The organism is Paenibacillus hamazuiensis (assembly GCF_023276405.1).
In the GTDB taxonomy this organism is placed as follows: domain Bacteria; phylum Bacillota; class Bacilli; order Paenibacillales; family NBRC-103111; genus Paenibacillus_AF; species Paenibacillus_AF hamazuiensis.
Genome location: NZ_JALRMO010000001.1, coordinates 6433191 through 6457500, shown reverse-complemented (window position 1 = coordinate 6457500; position 24310 = coordinate 6433191). Strand labels below are relative to the sequence as shown.

25 protein-coding genes, 12 tRNA genes and 2 rRNA genes (1 of these 39 running past the window's edge) are annotated in these 24310 nt (G+C 51.4%); 37 read left to right on the top strand and 2 right to left on the bottom strand.

What is annotated here, in order from left to right; genetic code table 11:
- The 11 genes from MYS68_RS28150 to MYS68_RS28100 form a co-directional block, all read left to right on the top strand.
- Nucleotides 1-1767 (top strand): 23S ribosomal RNA (locus tag MYS68_RS28150) (it extends 1149 nt beyond the left edge of the window).
- Nucleotides 1768-1926: 159 nt separating this feature from the next.
- A 5S ribosomal RNA gene (gene rrf / locus MYS68_RS28145) occupies nt 1927-2043 on the top strand.
- Nucleotides 2044-2115: 72 nt separating this feature from the next.
- Nucleotides 2116-2191, top strand: a tRNA-Asn gene (locus MYS68_RS28140).
- Nucleotide 2192: 1 nt separating this feature from the next.
- Nucleotides 2193-2268, top strand: a tRNA-Thr gene (locus MYS68_RS28135).
- A 4-nt stretch (nt 2269-2272) separates the two neighbouring features.
- A tRNA-Glu gene (locus tag MYS68_RS28130) sits at nt 2273-2344 on the top strand.
- Between the two features lie 63 nt (nt 2345-2407).
- Nucleotides 2408-2483 (top strand) — tRNA-Val (locus MYS68_RS28125).
- Nucleotides 2484-2486: 3 nt separating this feature from the next.
- Nucleotides 2487-2562 (top strand) — tRNA-Thr (locus MYS68_RS28120).
- A gap of 8 nt (nt 2563-2570) precedes the next feature.
- Nucleotides 2571-2642, top strand: a tRNA-Gln gene (locus tag MYS68_RS28115).
- 11 nt (nt 2643-2653) lie between these two features.
- A tRNA-Lys gene (locus tag MYS68_RS28110) sits at nt 2654-2726 on the top strand.
- 273 nt (nt 2727-2999) lie between these two features.
- Nucleotides 3000-3992 (top strand): tyrosine-type recombinase/integrase, encoded by a 993-nt coding sequence (locus MYS68_RS28105; RefSeq protein WP_248928994.1) that lies wholly within the window; start codon nt 3000-3002, stop codon nt 3990-3992.
- 159 nt (nt 3993-4151) lie between these two features.
- Complete coding sequence (locus tag MYS68_RS28100) at nt 4152-4886, top strand: phage antirepressor KilAC domain-containing protein (RefSeq protein WP_248928993.1); 735 nt, start codon at nt 4152-4154, stop codon at nt 4884-4886.
- Between the two features lie 974 nt (nt 4887-5860).
- Here the strand turns inward: MYS68_RS28100 and MYS68_RS28095 are convergent.
- Nucleotides 5861-6130 (bottom strand): helix-turn-helix domain-containing protein, encoded by a 270-nt coding sequence (locus MYS68_RS28095; protein ID WP_248928992.1) that lies wholly within the window; start codon nt 6128-6130, stop codon nt 5861-5863.
- A gap of 69 nt (nt 6131-6199) precedes the next feature.
- Nucleotides 6200-6427 carry a helix-turn-helix domain-containing protein gene (locus MYS68_RS28090; RefSeq protein ID WP_248928991.1) on the bottom strand — a complete coding sequence of 76 codons (228 nt, stop codon included), beginning with the start codon at nt 6425-6427 and terminating at the stop codon, nt 6200-6202.
- A gap of 108 nt (nt 6428-6535) precedes the next feature.
- Here MYS68_RS28090 and MYS68_RS28085 point away from each other — a divergent pair, with 108 nt between their 5' ends.
- The 26 genes from MYS68_RS28085 to MYS68_RS27965 all read left to right on the top strand — a co-directional run bounded on the left by MYS68_RS28085 (nt 6536) and on the right by MYS68_RS27965 (nt 24305).
- Complete coding sequence (locus MYS68_RS28085) at nt 6536-6769, top strand: hypothetical protein (protein WP_248928990.1); 234 nt, start codon at nt 6536-6538, stop codon at nt 6767-6769.
- Nucleotides 6770-7080: 311 nt separating this feature from the next.
- Complete coding sequence (locus MYS68_RS38665; RefSeq protein WP_275983532.1) at nt 7081-7206, top strand: hypothetical protein; 126 nt, start codon at nt 7081-7083, stop codon at nt 7204-7206.
- Between the two features lie 17 nt (nt 7207-7223).
- Nucleotides 7224-7559, top strand: a complete 336-nt coding sequence (locus MYS68_RS28080; RefSeq protein WP_248928989.1) for a hypothetical protein — start codon at nt 7224-7226, stop codon at nt 7557-7559.
- A gap of 833 nt (nt 7560-8392) precedes the next feature.
- Nucleotides 8393-8653, top strand: coding sequence for a BRO-N domain-containing protein (locus MYS68_RS28075; RefSeq protein WP_248928988.1), 261 nt, complete (start codon nt 8393-8395; stop codon nt 8651-8653).
- 19 nt (nt 8654-8672) lie between these two features.
- Nucleotides 8673-9251 (top strand): hypothetical protein, encoded by a 579-nt coding sequence (locus MYS68_RS28070; protein ID WP_248928987.1) that lies wholly within the window; start codon nt 8673-8675, stop codon nt 9249-9251.
- A gap of 889 nt (nt 9252-10140) precedes the next feature.
- On the top strand, nt 10141-10383 hold the full coding sequence (locus MYS68_RS28065; RefSeq protein WP_248928986.1) for a helix-turn-helix domain-containing protein: 243 nt from the start codon (nt 10141-10143) through the stop codon (nt 10381-10383).
- A gap of 1 nt (nt 10384) precedes the next feature.
- Nucleotides 10385-11788: a TOTE conflict system archaeo-eukaryotic primase domain-containing protein gene (locus MYS68_RS28060; protein ID WP_248928985.1), complete on the top strand. Its 1404-nt coding sequence runs from the start codon at nt 10385-10387 to the stop codon at nt 11786-11788.
- Nucleotides 11789-12070: 282 nt separating this feature from the next.
- Entirely contained in the window at nt 12071-12352 is a 282-nt protein-coding gene (locus MYS68_RS28055; RefSeq protein WP_248928984.1) for a hypothetical protein, read from the top strand.
- Nucleotides 12340-12543, top strand: a complete 204-nt coding sequence (locus tag MYS68_RS28050) for a hypothetical protein (RefSeq protein ID WP_248928983.1) — start codon at nt 12340-12342, stop codon at nt 12541-12543. The genes MYS68_RS28055 and MYS68_RS28050 overlap by 13 nt, the downstream gene beginning before the upstream one ends.
- An 8-nt stretch (nt 12544-12551) precedes the next feature.
- Nucleotides 12552-12764: a cold-shock protein gene (locus MYS68_RS28045; protein ID WP_248928982.1), complete on the top strand. Its 213-nt coding sequence runs from the start codon at nt 12552-12554 to the stop codon at nt 12762-12764.
- 468 nt (nt 12765-13232) lie between these two features.
- Nucleotides 13233-13664, top strand: a complete 432-nt coding sequence (locus MYS68_RS28040; protein WP_248928981.1) for a hypothetical protein — start codon at nt 13233-13235, stop codon at nt 13662-13664.
- Nucleotides 13654-14271 (top strand): hypothetical protein, encoded by a 618-nt coding sequence (locus MYS68_RS28035; protein WP_248928980.1) that lies wholly within the window; start codon nt 13654-13656, stop codon nt 14269-14271. The genes MYS68_RS28040 and MYS68_RS28035 overlap by 11 nt, the downstream gene beginning before the upstream one ends.
- On the top strand, nt 14271-14738 hold the full coding sequence (locus MYS68_RS28030; RefSeq protein WP_248928979.1) for a hypothetical protein: 468 nt from the start codon (nt 14271-14273) through the stop codon (nt 14736-14738). The genes MYS68_RS28035 and MYS68_RS28030 overlap by 1 nt, the downstream gene beginning before the upstream one ends.
- Nucleotides 14738-15049, top strand: a complete 312-nt coding sequence (locus tag MYS68_RS28025; protein WP_248928978.1) for a hypothetical protein — start codon at nt 14738-14740, stop codon at nt 15047-15049. The genes MYS68_RS28030 and MYS68_RS28025 overlap by 1 nt, the downstream gene beginning before the upstream one ends.
- Nucleotides 15050-15060: 11 nt before the next feature.
- On the top strand, nt 15061-15399 hold the full coding sequence (locus MYS68_RS28020) for a hypothetical protein (protein ID WP_248928977.1): 339 nt from the start codon (nt 15061-15063) through the stop codon (nt 15397-15399).
- Complete coding sequence (locus MYS68_RS28015) at nt 15356-15841, top strand: HK97 gp10 family phage protein (RefSeq protein WP_248928976.1); 486 nt, start codon at nt 15356-15358, stop codon at nt 15839-15841. The genes MYS68_RS28020 and MYS68_RS28015 overlap by 44 nt, the downstream gene beginning before the upstream one ends.
- Nucleotides 15842-15845: 4 nt before the next feature.
- Nucleotides 15846-17621 carry a hypothetical protein gene (locus MYS68_RS28010; protein WP_248928975.1) on the top strand — a complete coding sequence of 592 codons (1776 nt, stop codon included), beginning with the start codon at nt 15846-15848 and terminating at the stop codon, nt 17619-17621.
- Nucleotides 17621-17950, top strand: a complete 330-nt coding sequence (locus MYS68_RS28005) for a DUF2577 family protein (RefSeq protein ID WP_248928974.1) — start codon at nt 17621-17623, stop codon at nt 17948-17950. The genes MYS68_RS28010 and MYS68_RS28005 overlap by 1 nt, the downstream gene beginning before the upstream one ends.
- Before the next feature lie 98 nt (nt 17951-18048).
- Nucleotides 18049-18354, top strand: a complete 306-nt coding sequence (locus MYS68_RS28000; protein WP_275983531.1) for a phBC6A51 family helix-turn-helix protein — start codon at nt 18049-18051, stop codon at nt 18352-18354.
- Between the two features lie 1381 nt (nt 18355-19735).
- Nucleotides 19736-19818 (top strand) — tRNA-Leu (locus tag MYS68_RS27995).
- Between the two features lie 8 nt (nt 19819-19826).
- A tRNA-Gly gene (locus tag MYS68_RS27990) sits at nt 19827-19901 on the top strand.
- 186 nt (nt 19902-20087) lie between these two features.
- Nucleotides 20088-20164: transfer RNA gene (locus tag MYS68_RS27985), tRNA-Arg, on the top strand.
- 16 nt (nt 20165-20180) lie between these two features.
- Nucleotides 20181-20257, top strand: a tRNA-Pro gene (locus tag MYS68_RS27980).
- A gap of 18 nt (nt 20258-20275) precedes the next feature.
- A tRNA-Gly gene (locus MYS68_RS27975) sits at nt 20276-20349 on the top strand.
- Nucleotides 20350-20558: 209 nt separating this feature from the next.
- On the top strand, nt 20559-23348 hold the full coding sequence (ppc, locus tag MYS68_RS27970; RefSeq protein WP_248928972.1) for a phosphoenolpyruvate carboxylase: 2790 nt from the start codon (nt 20559-20561) through the stop codon (nt 23346-23348).
- 84 nt (nt 23349-23432) lie between these two features.
- On the top strand, nt 23433-24305 hold the full coding sequence (locus MYS68_RS27965) for an EamA family transporter (RefSeq protein WP_248928971.1): 873 nt from the start codon (nt 23433-23435) through the stop codon (nt 24303-24305).
- Nucleotides 24306-24310 lie beyond the last annotated feature (5 nt).

Here is a 24310-nt window from a genome sequence, read left to right as displayed (position 1 = left end):
AGTGACTCTGCGCCGAAAATGTAACGGGGCTAAACACACCACCGAAGCTATGGGTCCAGTAATGGGCAGTAGGGGAGCGTTGTATACGGGTAGAAGCTTGACTGTAAGGACAGGTGGACTGTATACAAGTGAGAATGCCGGTATGAGTAACGAAAAGATGGGTGAGAATCCCATCCGCCGAAAGCCTAAGGGTTCCTGAGGAAGGTTCGTCCGCTCAGGGTTAGTCGGGACCTAAGGCGAGGCCGAAAGGCGTAGTCGAAGGACAACAGGTCGAAATTCCTGTACCACCGTGAACCGTTATGAGCAATGGGGTGACGCAGAAGGGTAGTGACGCGGACTGATGGATGTCCGTCCAAGCAGTAAGGCTGGTGCGTAGGCAAATCCGCGCATCGATAAGGCTGAGCTGTGATGGGGAGGGAAACTTCGGGAGTACCGAAGGTCATGATCTCAAGCTGCCAAGAAAAGCCTCTAGCCAGGGAGAAGGTGCCCGTACCGCAAACCGACACAGGTAGGCGAGAAGAGAATTCTAAGGCGCGCGGAAGAACTCTCGTTAAGGAACTCGGCAAAATGACCCCGTAACTTCGGGAGAAGGGGTGCCCCGGTAAGGTGAATAGCCGGAGGGGGCCGCAGTGAAAAGGCCCAAGCGACTGTTTAGCAAAAACACAGGTCTGTGCGAAGCCGCAAGGCGAAGTATACGGGCTGACGCCTGCCCGGTGCTGGAAGGTTAAGGGGAGCGGTAAGGTGCAAACCGAAGCTGTGAACCGAAGCCCCAGTAAACGGCGGCCGTAACTATAACGGTCCTAAGGTAGCGAAATTCCTTGTCAGGTAAATTCTGACCCGCACGAATGGCGTAACGACTTGGGCGCTGTCTCGACGAGAGATCCGGTGAAATTTTAATACCTGTGAAGATGCAGGTTACCCGCGACAAGACGGAAAGACCCCATGGAGCTTTACTGCAGCTTGATATTGGACTTTGGTACGATCTGTACAGGATAGGTGGGAGCCTTTGAAGCATGAGCGCCAGCTTGTGTGGAGGCGACGTTGGGATACCACCCTGATCGTATCGGAGTTCTAACCTGGTACCCTAAGCGGGTATGGGGACAGTGTCAGGTGGGCAGTTTGACTGGGGCGGTCGCCTCCTAAAGAGTAACGGAGGCGCCCCAAGGTTCCCTCAGAATGGTTGGAAATCATTCGAAGAGTGCAAAGGCAGAAGGGAGCTTGACTGCGAGACAAACAGGTCGAGCAGGGACGAAAGTCGGGCTTAGTGATCCGGTGGTACCGAATGGAAGGGCCATCGCTCAACGGATAAAAGCTACCCTGGGGATAACAGGCTTATCTCCCCCAAGAGTCCACATCGACGGGGAGGTTTGGCACCTCGATGTCGGCTCATCGCATCCTGGGGCTGAAGTAGGTCCCAAGGGTTGGGCTGTTCGCCCATTAAAGCGGTACGCGAGCTGGGTTCAGAACGTCGTGAGACAGTTCGGTCCCTATCTGTCGCGGGCGTAGGAAATTTGAGAGGAGCTGTCCTTAGTACGAGAGGACCGGGATGGACGTACCGCTGGTGTACCAGTTGTCTCGCCAGAGGCACGGCTGGATAGCCAAGTACGGAAGGGATAAGCGCTGAAAGCATCTAAGCGTGAAGCCCCCCTCAAGATGAGATTTCCCAGTATGTAAGACCCCTTGTAGACGACGAGGTAGATAGGTTCGGGGTGGAAGCGCGGTAACGTGTGGAGCTGACGAATACTAATCGGTCGAGGGCTTAACCAAATTGCCCCACAAAGTGAAGCAAATGCTTCGGAGCCTATTCCGAGTACTTTGCGGGGACCTAAAAGGATAAATTCTAAAGCGTAACTTGAAGTGATTCGCATCTAGTTTTCAGGGAGCAAGATGCTTCCGAAGCGAGTTTTGTTTAAGACAAAACTCATGTTTGGTGACGATGGCGGAGGGGAACCACGCGTACCCATCCCGAACACGACCGTTAAGCCCTCCAGCGCCGATGGTACTTAGACCGCAGGGTCTTGGGAGAGTAGGACGTCGCCAAGCAGCCCAAAGCACGTTCGACCTTCGCAGGTCGAGTACATGCAAGAGTCGAACGTTGCAAAAAGGCAGTGATATTCCCTGATAGCTCAGTCGGTAGAGCACTCGACTGTTAATCGAGTTGTCACAGGTTCGAGTCCTGTTCGGGGAGCCATGCTTCCATAGCTCAGTAGGTAGAGTGCATCCATGGTAAGGATGAGGTCACCGGTTCGATCCCGGTTGGAAGCTCCATTTCGGCCCGTTGGTCAAGGGGTTAAGACACCTCCCTTTCACGGAGGTAACAGGGGTTCGAATCCCCTACGGGTCATACATCCCCGCGAAGCGGCGATAATTTATCGCCTGCCTTCCGGGGAAAATAATTTTTATAAGCGGAGGCTTAGCTCAGCTGGGAGAGCATCTGCCTTACAAGCAGAGGGTCGGCGGTTCGATCCCGTCAGCCTCCACCATATGCCGCTGTAGCTCAATTGGTAGAGCAACTGACTTGTAATCAGTAGGTTGGGGGTTCAAGTCCTCTCGGCGGCACCAGTCGTTGATGGGGATTAGCCAAGCGGTAAGGCAACGGACTTTGACTCCGTCATGCCTAGGTTCGAATCCTAGATCCCCAGTATTTCATCATGAGCCATTAGCTCAGTCGGTAGAGCACCTGACTTTTAATCAGGGTGTCGTAGGTTCGAGTCCTACATGGCTCACTTTTATTAAAACAAGTTAGCGCGTATGGCGGAATTGGCAGACGCACCAGACTTAGGAGTGTCCGTACACTCTTCGTTCCGGTAGCGATGCCACATGCGGACGCCACAGCGTTTGCCTATACGGGAATCGCCCGCTAAATAACGGTACATAGCGGAATCTGACGAATCGCTTTCGTCCAGTCTCCGTGTGCTTAACGAAAAACACGCACCTCTCGAATCGCGTAAAACAAAGCCGATGGCTTTTTAAAACGCGATAACGGAGGTGCTTTTAGTTTGACGAAACCATTAACGCAGACTGAGCGTAAGCGGCGAGTGAATTCGATCGGAGCCGCAGCAACTACGGGCGGTGTCGAATATGCGCTGCCTTCCGTCGATATGGACGCGGCAATAAGTGCGTTTCTACGCTATTGTAACGTGCGAAATTTGACCGTGGATACGGTAAAGTATTACTCGGATAGTTTAGGTGAGTTAAAGCGTCTAATGGCCGCTCAGAGCGTTATACGGCCGATTGATATCGAGCAAGAGCATTTGTACACGTGTATCGAACGAAAACAGGAACAAGGCAACGTTAGCGATACGACGATCAATACATATTTGCGAGCGTGGCGGGCGTTTTTCAATTATTTGACGGACGAGGCGTTTTTGACGATCAATCCGTTCTCAGGCCTGAAATTGTTAAAAACGGAAAAGAAAATAATCGAAACTTTCTCGAAGGAACAGATACGCAAATTGTTGGATACGCCCAACAAGCAAACATTTACTGGATATCGCAACTACCTCCTTATGTCCGTCCTTCTCGATACCGGTGTGCGGATAAGCGAGGCTGAGGGCATTAAGATAACGGGGATACAGTGGCGCGAGCGTTTGATTAAAGTGTACGGCAAAGGGCGCAAAGAGCGCCTCGTGCCGTTCCAATCAACGTTAGAGCGGCATCTCCGCGAGTTTATAACGATACGCGGACCGCTCGATCACGATTTCCTTTTCGTCAATATCGATAATGAGCCGTGGCGGATGCGTTCCATGCAGGAGGTTATCGCGGATATCGGACTTGAGGCCGGTATTAAAGGCGTCCGTTGTTCGCCGCATACGTTTCGGCATACGTTTGCCAGACTGTATATAACGAATGGTGGCGATATATTTTCGCTGCAAAAGATACTCGGGCACACGACGCTTGATATGGTCCGTAATTACGTCAACCTGTGGGGGACGGACGTATCACGCCAGCACGCGAAGTTTTCGCCGCTTGATCGGTTAGACGAGGATTAACGAATAGATAACGTCACTTCTTACGGGGGGTGGCGTTATTTTTTTTTTGTCTCCAATGTCCCAACTTCAGATTTTCTTGTACTTATTAAATTAGATGCGCAAAACAAACGTCGGCCGGCGTATTAATCATCGGAAGCATCATTTAAGGAGGGATTAGAGATGGATGAGGTGCAGAGAATTTTTAATTTTGGGAGCAGCGAGCTAAGAACTGTTATAAGAGGAGGCGAGCCGTGGTTCGTAGTGAAGGACGTTTGCACTTTGTTAGGGTTGGGTAACGTAGGGCAGGCAGTAACTAGAATAGAATCCGATGAAATAGCTGACGTCATTTTAAATGATGGCAGGCAAGGCAGGTCGTTCCTAGTAGTTAACGAACCGGGACTCTACTCGCTAATCCTTACTTCGCGAAAACCGGAGGCCCGCGCCTTCAAACGCTGGATTACTCATGACGTTATCCCAGCGATACGCAAAACGGGCGGCTACGTATCCGACGATGACCTATTCGTTAAAACGTACTTGCCGAACGCTGATGAATCGACACAGATGCTATTCCGTTCAACTCTCGAAGTTGTCCGTAAGGCGAACGAGAAAATGGCCGTTATGCAGCCGAAAGCGGATGCCTTTGATACGTTAATGTCCGCCGATGGGACGCAATCTATGGCGCAAGCAGCGAAGGCGCTAGGCTACGGACGCAACGAATTCATGAGTATACTTCGCGATCGCGGCATCCTAATGGACGGAACAAACCGGAATACACCGTATGAAAGGTATGTTAAAGCTGGCTACTTTACGGTTGTTGAAGCGGTGAGGAACGGGGTAGCTTATCCTACAACGCGCGTGACTCCGAGAGGTCTCGGCTTCTTGGAGAGTGCGTTAAGGAAACGTGTAGGCACGTGAACATGGATAAATGTAGTTTTACGCTTTAGTCCGCTAAACATGGATAAATGTTGGATTTACGTCCGCCTCGACGTCACATCACGTTACCCCACCGCCCTCACCGTGGGATAAAAAACGTCCCTTTGTTTTACCGTGTTTTTAGCCGTTTAAGTAACGCCGACCGACCAAATGTATTCCCGACCGTCAAAACGCGCTAATTTGACGTAAATTCCACGGTAAAAACAAGGAAGGCAGGGCGGTGGTTAGATGGCGAGATTCGCGGCGGGTTTTGCGGTCGGGCGGTGGCGGCCTATTCTTGTTATTTTTATTTTGGTTTTAAAACCGTATAGCGCCCCTATACCTAGTTGTCCCGTACGGATTGATTTTTATCCGGACGGACGTATTACGAACGTAGTGAGTAATACGTAAATCTTTTAATTATTTATTATTTAAAATCTTTTATATATAGCGTTTATATAACGTTATATACCGTATTTAAACGCTAATACCCGTTTATATAACGCTAATACAACGTATCATTCCCGTCATACTAGCGTTAATCCTCCGTAATTCTAACGTTACATACCCGCCGAGTCCGTTATATGGACGATTGTAGTTTCGTATCAATATGTTACGTTAAATATAACGTACAGTAATCGGTATTATACGTTACCGCTTCATTTAAGCTGCGTCACTACGTTCCTTGCTTCTGTCCAGGCTGCGGCTACGCCTTGCTGTCCAGACACAACTTTTAGACGGGCGCTTTTCCCCCGTCCGAAGTGTCCGGTTATAACCGTTACTGAACGTTAATTAGCCGCATATATAACGCTAATACCTCGTAAATACCTTACAATCTCCGCGGGCTTCCCCGAGCGCGAGTATTAACAAACGCCCGATAATCGGACTTAATCCGGCGGTGTGGTTTAAAACCACATCATCATGCAGCCGATGATCAGAACGGTCGCCGTTTCTGGCTAATTGCTTAATCTTATCGATTACTCCGATTGGCCGCCGTCTTTTTCATCTGAGGTATATTCGATGATATCGCTAACTGTTATTTGACGTGTAAATCCTCTACCGCGTGCAATTTCGTTTAAGGCGTCAAGGAGATTTACAAGAGTGTCAATCTCAATCCGTTTCGTATCCCCGCTAACTAAGTCAAGGACCGTCGCCGGTCTTGTCTTCGACTCAACAGCTAGCTTATTCCGCGATATCCCCAGCTCGTCCAATGTTTTCCCTAAATTAAACTGTACCTTGCCGGCCATCTTCAGCGCTCCCTTAGTATCTATATAAGGCTCATTATAACGCATTCAACATGGATAACGTTTTTTTTTTTATTCGTCATCTACGTCAACTATCGTTATTATTTCGCGAATGTCATCTATGTCAAACGTTTCCGCAATTTTTTCGATATGTGAAAACTCAATTCTATCCCGCTTAACTCCCGAAGCAAGTTCACTCAGAGCAGCTCTCCGCACGCCGGTTAAGTCCGAAAGTTTATTTAACGAGAGTCCGCGTTTATGCGCTAATTCATTAATCATTACCTTAACTCTTTTAGTCATAAAAACCTCCTAAAAAATAGTTGACGTACGTATAAGCGTACACTATAATCAAGATTAATGATGTACGCATAAGCGTACGAATCGAAAATTTTGTAGGAGGTTATCGCAATGAACCGTATCCAAATCCGTTTTATCCGCAACACGCCGGATACTTACGTCATCTGTCCGGTCGGCATCGGCCAAAACGCTGTCGTCCTCGCTAATCATTTCTTTCGCCTGTTCCCGCGTGTGTCCCGCCGGTCGATACTCGGCTGCACCAACGTCGACGCATCCGTTTTGCTTGCGCTTGGCTTTACGTTGCCTACCGTACCTTTAACGCCAGTAGAGGAGGTGTCCGCGTAATGACCGCGTATGGGGCGTCATTTTACCGTCCGCCGTCGAGCCGCAAACGCCGTATTTCCGGCCGTGCGATCGCGCGTTTACTCGGCCTTATCGTCGCGGAAACTATCCGCCAACTATTAACGTAAGGAGGGTGCGGCTATGGTCACCGTTAAGCAGTTACGGGAGCTTATCGCTAATTTGCCGGACGATACCGAGGTTTATTACGTCGCTGACTTAGCGTACGTCAAAGCAGTCGCGGTAGACGCTCGTAACATCCATCCGTTATTGCCTCAAACAATATCACTCGTTATCCAATAGGAGGGTTGAAAACGTTGTTAGAACGCGTTTACCTCGTTTGGGACGGCCTCGATGATAAGCCGGAAATGAATACGGACGAGGACAAACTTTGGATCTGCCGCGTTAACTCCACCCGTAAATTTCAGCCTGTCCGCGACTAATCGACGAACGAAAGGAGGTGAACGGTCTGCGCAAAGTCCCGGTAATCGTCGATCTTGAAGCTGACGGAGGCGTGGTCCATTTCACGGGCTACGTCCTTGTCGGCGACTTAGCGCTCATCCTGCGTACGGATACGGACGCTTACGACTCCCATTACGGTATCATCGAGCGTATCAAGCCTAGCGCGGGCTACTCCGGCTATTACGAATTTATAGGCGGCGACTCGCTCGAGATCGAGAACGTTGACGATTCGTTTCGCGAACGGTTAGCGGCCGCTCCCGATGCGTTGACTGCGCTCGCCCTTTTTAACGAGTATCAGGCGCGGTCGGGGCAAGCGGTTGGAACCGCTGCTTAGATGGTGCGACGTCAACGAGGTACCGCGATGAACCTACGCCAACCGGTGCGTGCCAGCGTCCGGAGGGGAGCGGTGTTCCGACATTCCTGAAAATTTTCAGGAAAGTTTACCCTCGCGGCAGGCTGATCGCCATAGGCCAAACGTTGAGGGTTCCGATACCCCAGATTTGGGGTATCGGAAAATTCCGGTTCGCCGTATCCTACGCCAATAGGTGCGGCGGTCACTAATTGCCGTCGGTTTGCGTTCGGAACGGCGCCAAACGTTTCCCGCATTCCGGTGGCCGGAAACCCTTTGGAAAATTTTCCAGAGGGTTCGTACGCTAATCCCTGCGGTTAAGGGCGGTTGCAACCGTCCTACCTCCCTGACCGCGTTGACGGACCGTGCGGAAGGTGACGCCTCGACCTCCGCGGTCCGTTGCGTTTTTCTTTACACAAACAGGGGAACATACGTTTCACAATTTTTTTACTCGGTCCATTGCGTTCTCAATCGCGGTAACGTACGATAAACGGGTATTAGCGTTTTAATACGGTATTAACGCTATGACGACGAAAAGCTGGTACAAACATTATTTGTATCGCGGTTACGACGCGTGATGCACATAAGGACCGGGACCCAGCGGACGTGCGGCGGATTTACCGCGATTAGACACCGCGTCCGTTTTCTTTATACCATGTAATACGAACGTGTATTCGGTTGGTTTCATAGTGAGGATTTTTTGCGGGAAAAGTGTACGGAAATTATGTTTGCGGTAAGTAAGTAAGTAAGTAGATGCGCGAAACAAACGTCGGTCGGCGTATTAATCATCGGAAGCATCATTTAAGGAGGGATTAGAGATGGATGAGGTGCAGAGAATTTTTAATTTTGGGAGCAGCGAGCTAAGAACTGTTATAAGAGGAGGCGAGCCGTGGTTCGTAGTGAAGGACGTTTGCACTTTGTTAGGGTTGGGTAACGTAGGGCAGGCAGTAACTAGAATAGAATCCGATGAAATAGCTGACGTCATTTTAAATGATGGCAGGCAAGGCAGGTCGTTCCTAGTAGTTAACGAACCGGGACTCTACTCGCTAATCCTTACTTCGCGAAAAGCGGAACGTTAAAGGGGGGGGGGAGCGTTAAATGGCAGTGGCAGCGCAAGTGAACGAGTTTAATTACGGACAACTCGACGCAAGCACAGCAGATTTTCTCCGCAAGAAGGAAACGAATATGCGCGAAATTGTCGGGAAGGCGTATACGGACTTAGGGCGTGAGTTAAAGGAGGCGCAGGACGCGCTCGCAAGCCACGATAAGTATCGCGGTGTGTTTGAGAAGTGGTATACATCGCTGGGTTGGAGTAAGGAGCCTGTCTACCGACTTATACGACGTTATGAACTTGTCACAAATTGTGACGAGGTACAGCGAGGATTTAATTTCCGTACACGTCCTACCGCCTTCGTGAGCACTTTCGGCCCTTTTGCGCTCAGCCTCCGCTTTCCCCGATGTGCTTTTACTGCGTGTATTAAATTAGGGACGCAAAGGAACGCTCGCCGAAGTGCAGAAATTAGCACATCGGGAAAAACTCGCGATATCAACGGGCTGACGCGGAAGGTCTGTTCGCGGAGGCTGAAAGAAGAATGCTCGCGGGAAAACAAGAACCTCGTAGTGATTTCACTACAGGGTACCTCCTACGTCATTTTTACGTGTTTTTACGCGTTCTAACCGCCATATATATTACGTCGACTCAGCGGCGTTAGACCGAGAAGTGTCCGCGGTAGGCAAGCGGATAACGCTCGGTAAGGTAACGGAGTAAAAGCGCTCCTTGAAACGGTCTGCACAAATACCGCAGACCCGGCCTTTACGTATGTACGCCAACCGCTGTCGCAATAAGCGTATGTACGGCGGTTGTGAGGTTCATTCCGATTAATACACGCGCGACGAACGAGTACAGCGATCGTTGGGCGCTAGCTTACGTGTTTAACCGGTTTCTAAGCCCGATTGAATCAGCATTTTTCGAAGATAACGGCGTGGCGGTAAATCCGGATCTACTCGCTGTGTCCGACCTTTTGCAGTGGGTATGGCGTTCACGTATCCGGAATGGTCAGCCTATCCGTCTGTACTTACCGTCGAGTCGTATGCGTTCGCTATTGCGGGCGTGGGCAAATTACGAAATATAAGGAGCGCTAAAAACGATGAACCCAACGCAGACGCACCGTTTAAATCCCGGCTCCGGTGCCGAAGCCTTCGCCAGAGAACGTGTTGACGGCCTAACACGTAAACAGGCGACACCGATCGTCCGCGAGCTTATCGCTGAATTGCCGGCCGACAAACGGGTCAAGCGGTGCGATTACTGCCGGTATCCGTTCTATGACGTCAGCCTACGGAATACAAGGCGTACTTGTTGCGACGAGTGTAACAACATGGAACGATTAGAGGACGTAGTATTCAACGAGATAGTTTTTGAGCGACACGATCACTTATGTTTTAGGCGTTTTTAAACTTACGCATAATAGATACCAGACGATCAATTCCGTCATTCCGGCGGGTTGGTCGCTTTTTTATTTGCCTCAGCTGTTCCAAATTTAGAACAAACGAAAGGAGAATGCAGCTTATGGTCATCATTAATCCGGAAATTTTCCGCAAGCTTCGCGAGTTCTACCGCCTTGATAGTGCCGAATGGGCCGCACTTATTGGAATCAGTGACCGCTTAGTTCGGTATATCGAGCGCGGCGAACGAGGGGTATCGTCAAAGGTCGCACAAAAGGTCAACGACGAACTCGAACTGACACCGGAAAAACTGGACCGCATCCTCACGCTGTACGACGAATTTCAGATAAGAGGGGAACCGTCATGACATGAAGGCCACTGATAAACTATTCGACCTGTATTTGATCCAGAATATCCACTACTTGCTGCAGTTCAAAGGCGGCCATTACATCACGCGGAATGACCGGGAGAAGCCGTTGCGCCTGTTTCAGCTGCGTATGCACCTGGACGGCAAAACGACGGTCGGCACGTTCTCCGGAAAGTACCTGACGAAGTTTATCTGCTTTGACGTCGATTATCCGGATCGTCCGCAGCTGGCGAAATGGGTCACGTACAAACTGACGGCGGCCCTCGATCAAGCCGGCCTTCACGATTACGCGGTATCGACGAGCGGCGGCAAGGGCTACCACGTCGAGCTGTTCCTCGATAAGGCGATATCAACGGACGCGGCCCGCAAGTTCTACGCCCTCATTCTCCGCTCGGCGGAAATCAGCGAATCTGCAGACGGCAAAGTCGAGTACCGGCCATCGACGACACAAGGCGTTAAACTGCCGCTCGGCGTTCATCAAAAGACCGGTAACTTTTGCGGATTCTGTCGCGTTGACGAAGGGCTACGCGTGATGGATCGGGAAGAATCGACCGCGTACTTCCTCGCCGTCAAGAAAACGAACCACGCCGCTATTCTTGCCGCGATCGAGGACGAGCGCGCGTACGACAATCGGGCGGCTGCCGATATGGAAAACGCCGTCAGCCGGTATCAGCCGCTTACCACGTACGACCAATCGGAGAGCTACACGCTGTCACGGGCGGCCGAACGGTACGAGGTCGGGCTAACCGGGCCGGGCCAACGCCATAACTCGTTTCTGCTGCTCGCACGCCTCATGAACCATAACGGGGTCGAACGTGAAGCCGCGGTAACAGTAATCACGGAATGGCTCGAATGGCAGGACCGGCGCTTCTACGATTCCGATTGGAATTTCTGCATGAAGGATCTGCAGGAGGTCGTCGATTACGTGTACGACGGCAACCTGACGCTCACGATGGACGTGAAGGACCTGACCGTCTCGTTTGCGGAGATTGACGCCATCATTCGCCGGTGCCCGCAGAAGAATCACAAAGCGCTGACGTACGCAATGCTCGTTCACTCTAAACGGTGGGCGGGGCCGGGCGGTTCCTTCTATATGACGTATGATCAGATGGCCGTCACGGCCGGCATTGATATCCGGACTGCCAAGCGGCAAATCGATCAGCTCGCCAAGCTCGGCGTTATCGAGATCGTCCGAAGGAATCAGCGGAAGAAAGGAACCATGATTAAGAAGCCGAACGTCTACCGCATGACGATAACCGGGGCGACGCCGTCTCCAGATGAGAAAGTGTTCATGGTAACGGGCGTGGCGGATATGACCGACTGCATTCGGTTCTTCTACGATCCAAAGGAGCTGCGGACCATGTTGCCGCGCAGACAATATGCTTCTCTCTTCACAGGCTCTTAGGTTCATGTATCCCTAAAGTGATAAAACAAACCAATTAGGTGACAAACTGTACATTCCTAGTCCGGATATTCGTTCGGGCTTATTTGGCGTTGGAGGTGAAACGGTGAAGGAAGAAGCAAAAACGTGGTGCGAATATTTCCGTCCAGACACGACATGCGTGCTCATGGAGGCGTTGAAGACAGAGACAAATCCGCAATGCCGCTGCTGGCGAGATCCGCCCGGCGACTGTAGGTACCTGCGGCTGGTTGTACTTGGAGAACGAAGAAAACGGAGGACCTAGCGATGAAGGCAATGGAAATAAGGCATAGACGAGAAAATGGCAAGGAGATCGTTGCTGTCCATACTCCGGATGGCAGCGAATACCGAATCGCAAGGTGGCCGATTATTCCGATTCTAACCGAACTGGAAGCGGCTATTGACGCTCTTTGGTCCGGATACGAGGACGCAATTGAATACATGGACGATTTCGACGCAGAACTTGTGACGTTCAAATCGGAGGTGCCCGGGGCGGCGACCGCAATTATCCAAAAAATCGAGGAGGCGGGCCTAGGTTGCCGAGCATAATCAACGTCATGTTTTGCGATGGTGGCCGGTACTGGACCGGTCTCAAAACGAAGACAGCACGCGTCTTGCTTGATAACGGATTCGAATTAACGTTTACGCTCGGCGAGGATTGTACGGTCGAGCGCGCACGAAAAGTATTAATCCCGGTGCTCGTAAGCGAGGCAGCCGGTAAAAAGCGCAAAAGGGGATAAACGAGATAATGACAAACAAAGGAACGGTAAAATGGTTTAACGAGGTTAAAGGGTTCGGTTTTATTACGTGTGAGAGCGGCGGTGACGTATTCGTTCATCACTCCGGAATAAACATGGACGGTTTTCGCACACTTAACGCCGGCGAAACGGTAACTTTTGACGTAGTGAAAGAGGAGCGCGGCTCTAAAGCGGTCAACGTTAGCGTTATTTCCGAGTCCTAAAACGGAGGCGAGCGCGTGCAAGAACGGTTTCAGCCGTATATGCCAGCATGACCGCGATAAAGGTTGATGATAAAACGGTTGCGGCCGGCGTTAACGTTAGTCGGCAGAAAAGAGCGGATGACGGCTTTAGGCTGCACACGCCGATTCACGTGCTATCGCTCCTTTACACGGAATTGAATACGGGGTCTATCCGTCAAACCATTCCGTTAATTGTTTCGGACACGGTTAAGACGGTTAGTTCCGATTGCAAGCTGCTGATATTTAAGTCCGGATTGCCGCAATTCCGCCAGTACAAACGTTTGATGGAATGTACGCAGGCTTGCTCTATGAAATATGGCGTCGAGTTCCGGTTTATATACCGGCAAGGACTGGACGTTAATTTTACGGAAATTCGCGATTTATGTGATGACGCAATCCGGCGCGGTTATTCGCTTGATTCCGCCATTTAACGAGGGGGAATAACGCTAAATGAGACCCGTTGTCATCGTAAACCTCGAGCGCTTAGATTCGACGTCGTTCGCCGTTGCGCTTTTGTACGGGGAGGCCGGCGAGCTACTTGACGCTGTAATCCTCCCGGCTCAATCCGCGTCCGAGGCGCTGTCTATCGTCCGGCATATCGCGGCTACATACGGCATCCGGACATGCGAGATGTGGACGTCCGACCGCGAAATCTATATGCAGACGCTGCAGAGCGCGGGTATAGCGGGCGTAATCAAACACCCGTCCGACACGGAGGCCACGCGCGCAGCAATCGAGCAAAACGCGGACATTTTGCGAGAGCTATACGAGATCCAGCCGCTTACGCCAAAACCGCCGTTACCCAAATGGCGAGCGGTCACGGCCGGGCTGCTTAAAAACATATTACGCAAATTAGAGGGAGACGATATTTATGCGATTTGAGTTTTTGGATAAATTTACGGAGCAAAAAGCGCAAAGAGACGCGGAACATGCGGAGCTTTTGCGGCGGGAGGCGTCAGCACTTGAGGAGGTACACGCCCTCAAAGCGGAATACGAGCGGACAATCCGCGACTCACTGCGCGAGCGTAAAGACGCGACCGGGGCGCTCGATAAGCTGTCCGACCGCATCGAAGCCGCTCAAAAGACGTATCAGCGCCGCCGACAAGAACGGGAAATGTATAGTTCCGTCGCGCAGCCGGAAATCACCGCACAGGACGTTATTAACAAGTTTAACGGCGAGTTTATACCAGCCTACCGCAAGGAGCGTCTTAACCCTGCGCTCGACCGGCTGCTGGCTGCAAAACAGGCGTACATTGAAGCGGTAATGGATTATCACTCGGTCATAGACGACTTCAATCGGGAATTAAATGCCGCCCGACAAGAGCTAACGAATGGCGAGCATACCAACTCCTATTACTACAAATTTGCGGACGTTGAGCCGTTTGTCCGTCAATCCGAGCGCGAGCATTATTTTATAACGGAGTTTGACTCCCGCAAACTGCTCGGCGGCGAAAGACCTGAATTTAACTCGGAGAGGAAGTTTCACTGATGATGTTGACCGAATCTAAGCTCGAAAAGCTCCGTATCGCTGCAAAAGCCAGCGGAGGGCATCCCGGCAAACTCGCGGCATACGCGGCCGCCAAGCGCGAATTTGAAGCGCTCATTGACGCACTCTTTGATGAGGATACGCCATACGTACAATCGCCGTCTGAGCAATACCTTAATCATCTCGCTAGAGCGGCGGAATCCGGCCAAGAGGTCGATATTGCCCGCTACGAGCTAATAAAGGAGCGCCGCGCAAATATGGACGCACGGATTAACGGGGATGACGTCCGCAGCTATAAGGGGAACGTCCACCAACTGCGTGAAGTTCTTCGGAAAGGCGACAAAATTACGGCGGCGCACGTTCAGGCAGCGGCCGAGGCTGCGGTACAAAACGGCTCAATCGATAACCACGTGCTTTACGCGACGCTGAAGCGCCAGCTCGAGCAACAGGCCGCGGAAGGTGATCGTTAATGGAACGAGCAGAAAGTAGGATGCCGGCGCAGTTTCCGTTTGCCGGGTCCGCACCACAAAGTATCGTCCTGCCGATCGTTGCGAATGAACTCGTCATCACGAACGACAGCAGCGCACCGCTCGTTGTGACCGCCGGTGACAAGTTTACGCCGAATCGTTTCGTCGTGACGATTCCGGCCGGCTTTACGATGGACGAACGGATTGACCCATTCGACCGAATATCGGTCACGTCGGCAAGCGGGCCTTATACGGGCTATGTGCGGCGTGCGGCTGACGAATGGCGATTTTGTAGCGAATATTTGTACCGATAAGGAGCAATCGAATGGATTTAGACGAATTAAAACGCGGCGTCCGCGGTTACCAAGCGTTATGCGGCGGGATTTCCGACGCCGTCCGCGCAGGTACGTATACAGAGGCAGCGTTTAGTAAACGGCTTGCTCGCAGCCGTGCGTTTATCGCAGAGCTAGCCGCGTCCGATGACGTTAGGCTACGCAAAGTATCCGCGGCTATGGCGGTAATCTTGGCGGACTTGCCGCGTATTGATAACGATTATTTTGACGCTAGATTGCGTAAAAATTGCCGTAAGTTTAACGAGATTATGACGGAGGTGGCAGTAGATGGCGAAGCACTTATCGATCGAGTTCGATTCCAGACAGTTTAAACAGGCGCTCCTTGAAACGATCGATGACGTCGGCAATGCGGTGCGCGATGGTCTGCATGATGTTTTGGACGAGTGGCAGCGTGAGTCCGTTGACCTGGCGCCGCTTTATAAACGGAAAGGGCCGAAAGATAAACGGCCGGCGGGCGCACTTCGTTCGAGTATCCATACGGACATTAACGGCGAGGGAATCGATTTGGAAGGCGAAATTAAGGCAGCGGCTGTCGAGATTGCAAAAAGCGGTAAGCAAGCAGGCGAACGGTTCGACTACGCATACTATCTGCACGAGGTCTATCCGGAAAAGCACGGCAAATCGTTCAAGAATCCGTCGACGGCCGGAACTATTCCACAATTCTTGGAAGATCCTCTTGAAAGAAATAAGCAAAAATGGGTTAGGCACATCGAGGAATCGATAGAGTCAGAGCTAAAACGGAAGGGGTGGTAATCTGGTGAGTAACATGCAACTAAAAGCCGTCATTAAGGCGGAAGATAGATTTAGCGGCCCGATGAGAAAATTTATGTCTATGGTCGACCAAAGTGACCGTGTAATCGGTCAAGCGTCGAAATCAACAAGTATGATGTCTAAAGCTGCCGGCACCGCGGGGACGTCGATAAACCGGATGAGTAGTACCGCCAGTCGATCGTTCGAGAAAGTTCGCGGAAGCGCTAGCGGCGCAATAACGTCAATTACCGGACTTGTGGCCGCATATGGCGCGGCATCGGCGAGCGTAAAGGCGTTCCAGGCGACTATTGGCGCCGCTGCCCAACGTGAATTTAGTACGCTTACGACAAGCGCTCTGTTTAAGGGAGATACTGCCGCAGCCGATGCGTACTTTTCATATATCCAAAAGCGCGCCATTGATTCGCCGCTGTTCGAAGCAGATGACTACTTCAAAACGAGTAAGAGCTTTGTGACGATAACGAAGAATTTGGACGAACTTAAGGGCCTAACGAGTATAGCCGAACGTCTTGGTGCATCAGATCCGTTACAAGGAATCGAGGGCGCTTCGGTAGCTTTGCGGGAATTGGCAGGCGGGGACGGCGTGAGTCTTGTCGAAAGGTTCGAATTGCCACGCTCGGTAGTCAACACTATTAAAGAGCTGCCTTTAAAACAGCAAATAAAGGCAATGGACGAACTATTAAACTCGATGGGTTACACGAATGAACTCCTTGAAAAACAAGGTACAACGGCGCTCGGACAATATCGCGGAGCTGTAGGGAAGTTGAAGGCGGGCTTGCTCGAAATGGGTGTCGGCGGCCTCGAGAAATTGCGGCCGCAGCTCGAGCGATTTAACCGCGCATTAGACGGTGACGGGTTCAAACGTTTCGTCGACGTGGGTTCTACCGCTTTAACACGCTTTGTCAACGGCTCAATTTACGTATTCGATAAAGGGTATAACGCGTTCAGCAAGTATATGGATAAGCTCAACTCGGACGAGAAGTTTCAGGCGCTTACCTGGGACCAGAAATTCGAACGTGTGCTTGACGATGCGTTTAAGGCGCTGAGCAGTTATATAGAAAATAGTAAAACCGTAAAAGACTTTACCGACAAAGCGTTAGTCTACGGAACCAAATTCGGCGTGGCACTCGGCGAAGGCGTACTCAAAGGCGCGATTCAATTCGCGATCGATAATCCGGAACTTGCGGCCGTGCTTGGCGGAGGCTGGCTCGCAAAGAACGGTAAAATTCCGAAGCTTGGCGGAGGCGGCGCAGCTTCCGAGGGTGCGGCCGGCTCTGGCGGAAAAGGCGGAAAGAGTCTGATTTTGAATCCGTACGTACTTGGCGGAGCAGCAGCGGCCGCAGCGGCGGGCTACGGTGCGAGCGTATGGGAAGCGCAGAAGACGAACGAGAACAGCATTTACAGCGCGGCCATTAACGGAGGGGTATCCCCGCAACTAAAAGCAGCGTCTGCCGAGACTATGGCGTCATCACCGATCAGTGACACTGACGTTAACGCGTTGCAATCGTTCCTTCACGGAGAGAAGCGCGCGACGGGCCTCGATTATGTGCCGTACGATAATAAACCGATTCTTGCTCACCGTGGTGAAGCGATACTTCCTAAGCCGCAGGCTGACGAGTACAGAAGTGGACGCGGTACAGGAGGTAATGTCAGTGTAAACGTCACAGTTAACGGCTTGACTGTTCGGGAGAATGCGGACATTGAGCGGATCGCGAACGAGCTTGCCCAACAAATTTGGTCTGCGAGAGCGGCGGTGACTTACTGATGGCCCAACTCGAAGGAAACGGAATAACCAAGCTTACGCAAGTCATCAAGCATGTTGGGTATAACGATTTCGACCGGATTGAACTCGCAACGGTCACCTCACTAACACCGACGCTTATCCGAGTAGACAATATGAAAATCGACCTTGACGCGTTCGACCTCGTATTTGCGAAGCACCTGACGGACCGCACGCTCACCGTCGTTAATCCGGACGGGACAAAAACGGCGATGCTCGTCGAATCTCCGCTGCAGGTCGGCGACCGCGTCATAGTAGCGAGCATGAACGGTGGACAGACGTACGTGGTACTCGATATCGCGGTGACGTTGTAATGACGGAAGGGTCGGGCGGAGTCGTCCGGCTCTTTTTGTGTACGTTTTGACACTTAAATGGTTTGTTTTATCACTTATGAACGGAGTGGACTGGTGGTATGAAGCGAAGGAAGAGACGTGGCAAGTATCCTAAACGTAGACTCCCATTACAAGAGATCCACTATCGAGCGATCGAGCTGCTTATCGTTATGCCACGCAACAATTATGCGGATATAGCCGCGGAGCTTGGCGTTGATCGGCGGACGCTGTACCGGTGGAGACTTCGCAAGGATTTCGAACACGCGCTACAGCTCGCGATCAGGCGGAAGGTTGACGAGCTAACCGGAAGGGCCGGCCGCCACGATTACCGGGACATTGACGACCTTGTGGCGATATTCCAAGCGTGCGGCTTCAACGTTGGATAGTCGGAAGTATCGTAAATTAGCGAGAAAGTCCGTTCAGTCCCGTTGTAGCGCGGGTTTAGCCGGGTAAACTACGTGTCCCATTTCGTTAATTTCCGCGAATTTTTCGGGTAGATGTGCCCGGCGTGCGTGCCTCCGAAACTTTTCACGTGTTAACCGAACATTACCGGACTATTTTCGTTGTTTCATACCGTGAAACCGTAGACGTGGCGCGGGTTTTCGAGTTTGACCGTCCGATAGCGTAGGGTAACGTTAGGTAATGTTTTCGGCGTACACAAGGGCTGGATGCCTCGGACCGGGGACGACCGCAAAACTCGAGGGGTAACGTTGTATAAACGCTGCATATAACGATCGATTACGAACGTTTCCGCATTGAAAACGGTAATTGTTACGATTAGACACGATCGCTCATAGACCGCATGGTTACGCCATTTTCCCGATTTTGCATAACGATTGTATGATCGAGCGGCCCGGCGGCTACCGAGTATGAGCGTTGATTCCGCTTATTCACGCTTATCGTATCGCTGAGAGGACGCATCTTTATCGGGAAAATGGCGTTGTGATGCGGGTTAGTTCGTTCTTTAACGCTTTAACGTATAGAGTAGTGTCAAGTAAAAATACATGACCACAAAATTAGTTGTTTTGTACATATGTCCTTGAGGACGCGCTGAATATTTATGCGCTTTACTACCTTAAAGCGGACGCTCCTCGGGAACCTGAACGCCCGGCCGTCTAGCGTTCCTTCCCTTTTGTACTTTAGTGCGGTGAAGCGCGAAGCCCCCCAAGGCCCCCTCGTCAAACCTCTCATCAGCCGCTAGCAATTTCCGCACAACAAAAATAACTCAGGGAGTTTCCTACTGTTTTAACGATGCCCCAAACGTTGCTTGAACGGATTCATTCGTAGGCTTAAACTCCTCTTTTCGAACGACGGACGGATATTGGGTAACGGTAAAGACGTCGCTATACAACAAGGAAAGTAACGTTGCGATTGCGAAAACTATTGCCGCAGCGATAAGAGGTATTTCGGGTTATGACGTTGGTCGAGTTCAAATTATGGCTAGCGACGGGTTAACGTTGATCAACATTAAATTTTAAAAAAAGCGCCAGTTAGCGGAAATTTCCGTTCATCTGGCGTTTACTATTTTCGGGTCACCGCGCGACAGTCACGTAAAACTTTTTCCGGTTTACGATTCGCTTGACACCGATTTTTGAGCGTGTTATTATACTCCTTGTCGCGATTGAGAGGCGCGTGAAATTACGAAACGGCGCGGTAAAGTTCGGTGTACGTACACCCATCCGTACGCCTACCGAAATGCCTAACGTTGAATCTGACGCGATGTACCGAAAATTACGCGGTGAAAAATCGTTGAAAACCGTACACCGAGCGCGTATGGCGGAATTGGCAGACGCACCAGACTTAGGATCTGGCGGGAGACCGTGGGGGTTCAAGTCCCTCTACGCGCACCAGTGAATATGCGGAAGTGGCTCAGGGGTAGAGCATCGCCTTGCCAAGGCGAGGGTCGCGGGTTCGAATCCCGTCTTCCGCTCCACTTATGATTAGGCTAAAAGGATGAGAACCCAGTGTTTTCAGGGTTCGTCGGAGCGATACTTCGTTAGGATCACTTCGCAGTCTCGGAGAGAAACGGAGAGTATCCCGTCTTCCGCTCCACTTATGATTAAGCTTAATAGGGATGAGAACCCAGTGTTTTCAGGGTTCGTCATACCAATATAATTATGTGCCCTTAGCTCAGCCGGATAGAGCGTTTGACTACGAATCAAAAGGTCGGGAGTTCGAATCTCTCAGGGCACGCCATTATTTACAATCTTATCGGGACGTAGCTCAGCTTGGTAGAGCACCTGGTTTGGGACCAGGGGGTCGCATGTTCGAATCGTGTCGTCCCGACCATGTATGTAAATCAAAAATGCGGGTGTAGTTCAATGGTAGAACTCCAGCCTTCCAAGCTGGTAGCGTGGGTTCGATTCCCATCACCCGCTCCATACATAAAACACAGAGACTCTTTACGCGAGTCTCTTTTTTGCGCTTGCATGACCGAATCGGCATCTTTTATGAAATAGGCAGGGAAATTCCGGGAATTCCGAGTAAATCAAAAAGATGTACTATATCCGAAAGCCCGAATGTGTTAAAATATTCTGTATGACTAGGTAACCGTGGATATTAAAGAGAAGCTATAAGGATGGGTGAGAGTATGTCAGAAGCAACAGGTCTAATCAGCAAATCGACGACAAACAACTTGCTTCGCCGCGATGTCCGGTTTCTCGGCCATATTTTAGGCGAGGTGCTGGTACATCAGGGAGGCAACGAGTTGTTGTCGATCGTCGAAAAAATACGCGAGATGAGCAAGTCGCTGCGTACGAATTATTCGACGGAAGCCTTCGAAGAATTTAAACAAACGATTACCAATTTGGAGCCGGGCATCCGGCATCAGGTGATCCGGGCTTTTGCCATCTATTTTCAGCTTGTGAATATTGCCGAACAAAATCAGCGGATTCGCAGAAAACGCGATTATGAACGGTCCGCAGGGGAAAACGTTCAGCCGGGTTCCATTGAAGATATCGTGCGCCATTTGAAGGCTCAAAATATTCCTGCCGAGGAAGTAGGGCAAATCCTGCAGGGCATTTCGCTTGAACTCGTCATGACCGCGCATCCGACGGAAGCAACGCGCCGCGCGGTGCTGGACATTCATCAGCGGATCGCCAAGAAGGTCATGGAGCTGGACAATCCTTCACTGACGTTTCGTGAAAGAGAGCAGCTGCGTCAGGAACTGCTGACGGAAGTCATTACGCTCTGGCAAACCGATGAGCTTCGTGACCGTAAACCGACGGTAGTGGATGAAGTGCGCAACGGGCTTTATTATTTCGACGAAACGTTGTTCGAGGTGCTTCCGGAGGTATATCAAGAGCTGGAACGCTGCTTGAACAAATATTATCCGGGCGAGCAGTGGCATGTGCCGACTTTCCTGAAATTCGGTTCGTGGATCGGCGGGGACCGTGACGGCAACCCGTCCGTCAAAGCGGCGGTTACATGGGACACGCTGCAGATGCACCGCCAATTGGCACTTACCAAATACGCGGAATCGCTGCGTGAATTGATGACTCACATGAGCTTCAGCAAAAATATTGTCGAAGTCACCTCGGAGCTGCTCGATTCCATCCAGCAGGACCGGGAAAGCATGGAGCTGAAAGCGGCGGAGGTATGGCGTAACGAAAAAGAGCCGTACCGGATCAAGACGACGTACATGATCGAGAAAATTCAAAACACCGGCAAAGCTTCGGCTTCGGCAAATTGTAAGTACAACAGCCCGGATGAGTTTATTGCCGATCTCGAAATCATCGAGCGCAGCCTGCGCAACCATTATGCGGATTTCGTAGCGGATATGTATATCCGCAGGCTGATTCGTCAGGTGGAGCTGTTCGGCTTCCATTTGGCGACGCTTGATGTTCGTCAGCACAGCAAAGAGCACGAAAATGCGATGGCCGAAATCTTGGCCAAAATGAACATCGTGCATAATTATCCGGAATTAACGGAAGAAGAGAAAATCAAGCTGCTTACCGGTATTTTGAACGATGCTCGCCCGATTACGTCCGCATATCTGGAATACTCGGAATCGACGAAAGAATGCTTGGACGTATACCGTACGATTTATAAGGCTCAGGCCGAATTCGGCCGAGAGTGCATACGCAGTTACCTGATCAGTATGACGCAAGGCGCCAGCGATTTGCTGGAGGTGCTTGTTTTCGCCAAGGAATCCGGGTTATACCGGCATGAAGCGGACGGCAGCATTACGTGTACGCTGCAGTCGGCGCCGCTTTTTGAAACGATCGATGACTTGCACGCAGCACCGGAGATCATGACAACGCTATTCAACATTCCGGCTTATCGCAATAGTTTGAAAAGCACCAACGATCTGCAGGAAATCATGCTCGGCTACTCCGACAGCAACAAGGACGGCGGCGTGATCACCGCCAACTGGGAGCTGCGTGTGGCGCTCCGCACGTTAACCGAAGCAGCCAAGCCTTACGGCATCAAGCTGAAGTTTTTCCATGGCCGCGGCGGTGCATTGGGGCGCGGCGGCATGCCGCTGAACCGAAGCATTCTGGCGCAGCCGGCGGATACGATTGGCGGAGGCATCAAAATCACCGAGCAAGGCGAGGTGCTTTCCTCGCGGTATTCGATGAAGAGCATCGCTTACCGCAGCTTGGAGCAAGCAACCAATGCGCTCATTACGGCGGCGCTGATGGGCAAAAACCCGAAGGCGCACGAATCCGAGCCGGAATGGGAAACGATCATGAAAAGCATTTCGGAGAAGGCGCAGACGAAATACCAGGACCTGATTTTCCGCGACCCGGATTTCCTGACGTTCTTCAAGCAATCGACGCCGCTGCCGGAAATCGGCGAGCTGAATATCGGCTCCCGCCCGTCCAAACGGAAAAACAGCGACCGCTTCGAGGATCTTCGCGCCATTCCATGGGTGTTCGCCTGGACGCAAAGCCGTTACCTGCTTCCGGCCTGGTATGCCGCAGGATCGGGGCTGTACAGCTTCTATCAGGGCAAAGCCGAAAACCTCAAAGTGATGCAGGATATGTATCAAAATTGGGGATTCTTCCAATCGCTCATCGATAATTTGCAGATGGCCCTGGCTAAAGCGGATCTGCTGATCGCGCAGGAGTACGGCGGCATGGTAGAGAATCAGGCGGTTGCGAAGCGTATTTTTGGACTCATTAAGGAAGAATATGAACGTACGTCGCAATTGATTTTGCAAATTACCGGGCAGCAGGAAATTCTCGACAACGTCCCGGTCATTCAGGAATCGATTCGCTTGCGCAACCCTTACGTAGACCCGCTAAGCTACTTGCAGGTGCAGCTGCTCGCCGAACTCAGAGCATTGCGCGAACGCAATGAAGATGATGCGCTGCTGCAAAGAGAAGTGCTGCTTACGATCAACGGAATAGCCGCAGGGCTTAGAAATACGGGCTGATAAACGAATATCGCTGCAGTCGAACAAGTCGGGGGCCTTTTTCATAGGGCTGCTCGACTTTTCGTCTGGAAAGGGGGCAACATCATGGGAGCACGCTGGCTGGCCATTTTGCTGGTGATTATCGGTTCATCCAGCTACGGACTTCTTTCGGCCATCGTCAAAATCGTTTACACGACCGAGGGGTGGAGCGACGCGCAGGTCACCCCGGCGCAAATTACGATGGGCGGGGTCATCTTATGGCTCATCCTGCTCTGCCAGCCGAAGGCTTGGAGCAATCCGTTCAAGGGGCCATGGATCCAGCTGGCGCTCGTCGGCATTTTCGGACTGGCGTTATGTACGGTGTTTTACAATAAATCGCTCTCCGAGCTTGACGCTTCCGTCTCTATCGTTCTGCTGTTTCAATTTACCTGGATGACGATTGCGATGGAAGCCATCCATTCGAGAAAGTGGCCGAAACCAAACCAATGGATAGCCGTAGGAATGATTATGGTCGGCACGGCGATGTCGGTGAATGTGATGTCGGCCGATTGGGGCCGTTTTACGGCCGGCGGCGTCCTGTTCGGCTTGCTGGCGGCTTTGGCGTACTCGTTGTTTTTGTTTTTTACGGGTAAAATAAAGACAGACATGCATCCGTTCATGAAATCGGCAGTGATGGTAACCGCCTCTCTCCCGGTACTGTATTTGCTCTATCCGCCATCGGCTCCGGTGGCCGGAGGATGGGGAAGCTGGCTCCTCTGGGGAGCCGCTCTGGGCATGCTGGGGCAAGCGATTCCGACCATCGCCTTCAATATCGGCATTCCGAGGATAGGCAGCTCACTGGCTGCCATGCTCGGCTCTATGGAACTGCCGGCGGCGGTCCTTGCGGCTTTTTTCTTGCTCGGAGAGACTGTACACGGGGTACAATGGTTTGGTATGCTGTTCATATTGGCCGGAATTTCCATTTCGGAGAGAAAGTAGAGGAT

Excerpts from the sequence above, each read along its gene's own strand:
- MYS68_RS28095 (WP_248928992.1), bottom strand. The coding sequence starts at position 6,130 with ATGGCCGGCAAGGTACAGTTTAATTTAGGGAAAACATTGGACGAGCTG.
- MYS68_RS28015 (WP_248928976.1), top strand. The coding sequence starts at position 15,356 with ATGGCGAAGCACTTATCGATCGAGTTCGATTCCAGACAGTTTAAACAG.
- MYS68_RS28045 (WP_248928982.1), top strand. The coding sequence starts at position 12,552 with ATGACAAACAAAGGAACGGTAAAATGGTTTAACGAGGTTAAAGGGTTC.
- MYS68_RS28030 (WP_248928979.1), top strand. The coding sequence starts at position 14,271 with ATGATGTTGACCGAATCTAAGCTCGAAAAGCTCCGTATCGCTGCAAAA.
- MYS68_RS28090 (WP_248928991.1), bottom strand. The coding sequence starts at position 6,427 with ATGACTAAAAGAGTTAAGGTAATGATTAATGAATTAGCGCATAAACGC.
- MYS68_RS28100 (WP_248928993.1), top strand. The coding sequence starts at position 4,152 with ATGGATGAGGTGCAGAGAATTTTTAATTTTGGGAGCAGCGAGCTAAGA.
- MYS68_RS27965 (WP_248928971.1), top strand. The coding sequence starts at position 23,433 with ATGGGAGCACGCTGGCTGGCCATTTTGCTGGTGATTATCGGTTCATCC.
- MYS68_RS28025 (WP_248928978.1), top strand. The coding sequence starts at position 14,738 with ATGGAACGAGCAGAAAGTAGGATGCCGGCGCAGTTTCCGTTTGCCGGG.
- MYS68_RS28065 (WP_248928986.1), top strand. The coding sequence starts at position 10,141 with ATGGTCATCATTAATCCGGAAATTTTCCGCAAGCTTCGCGAGTTCTAC.
- MYS68_RS28035 (WP_248928980.1), top strand. The coding sequence starts at position 13,654 with ATGCGATTTGAGTTTTTGGATAAATTTACGGAGCAAAAAGCGCAAAGA.
- MYS68_RS28085 (WP_248928990.1), top strand. The coding sequence starts at position 6,536 with ATGAACCGTATCCAAATCCGTTTTATCCGCAACACGCCGGATACTTAC.
- MYS68_RS28075 (WP_248928988.1), top strand. The coding sequence starts at position 8,393 with ATGGATGAGGTGCAGAGAATTTTTAATTTTGGGAGCAGCGAGCTAAGA.
- MYS68_RS28040 (WP_248928981.1), top strand. The coding sequence starts at position 13,233 with ATGAGACCCGTTGTCATCGTAAACCTCGAGCGCTTAGATTCGACGTCG.
- MYS68_RS28060 (WP_248928985.1), top strand. The coding sequence starts at position 10,385 with ATGAAGGCCACTGATAAACTATTCGACCTGTATTTGATCCAGAATATC.
- MYS68_RS28055 (WP_248928984.1), top strand. The coding sequence starts at position 12,071 with ATGAAGGCAATGGAAATAAGGCATAGACGAGAAAATGGCAAGGAGATC.
- MYS68_RS28070 (WP_248928987.1), top strand. The coding sequence starts at position 8,673 with ATGGCAGTGGCAGCGCAAGTGAACGAGTTTAATTACGGACAACTCGAC.
- MYS68_RS28000 (WP_275983531.1), top strand. The coding sequence starts at position 18,049 with ATGAAGCGAAGGAAGAGACGTGGCAAGTATCCTAAACGTAGACTCCCA.
- ppc (WP_248928972.1), top strand. The coding sequence starts at position 20,559 with ATGTCAGAAGCAACAGGTCTAATCAGCAAATCGACGACAAACAACTTG.
- MYS68_RS28020 (WP_248928977.1), top strand. The coding sequence starts at position 15,061 with ATGGATTTAGACGAATTAAAACGCGGCGTCCGCGGTTACCAAGCGTTA.
- MYS68_RS28005 (WP_248928974.1), top strand. The coding sequence starts at position 17,621 with ATGGCCCAACTCGAAGGAAACGGAATAACCAAGCTTACGCAAGTCATC.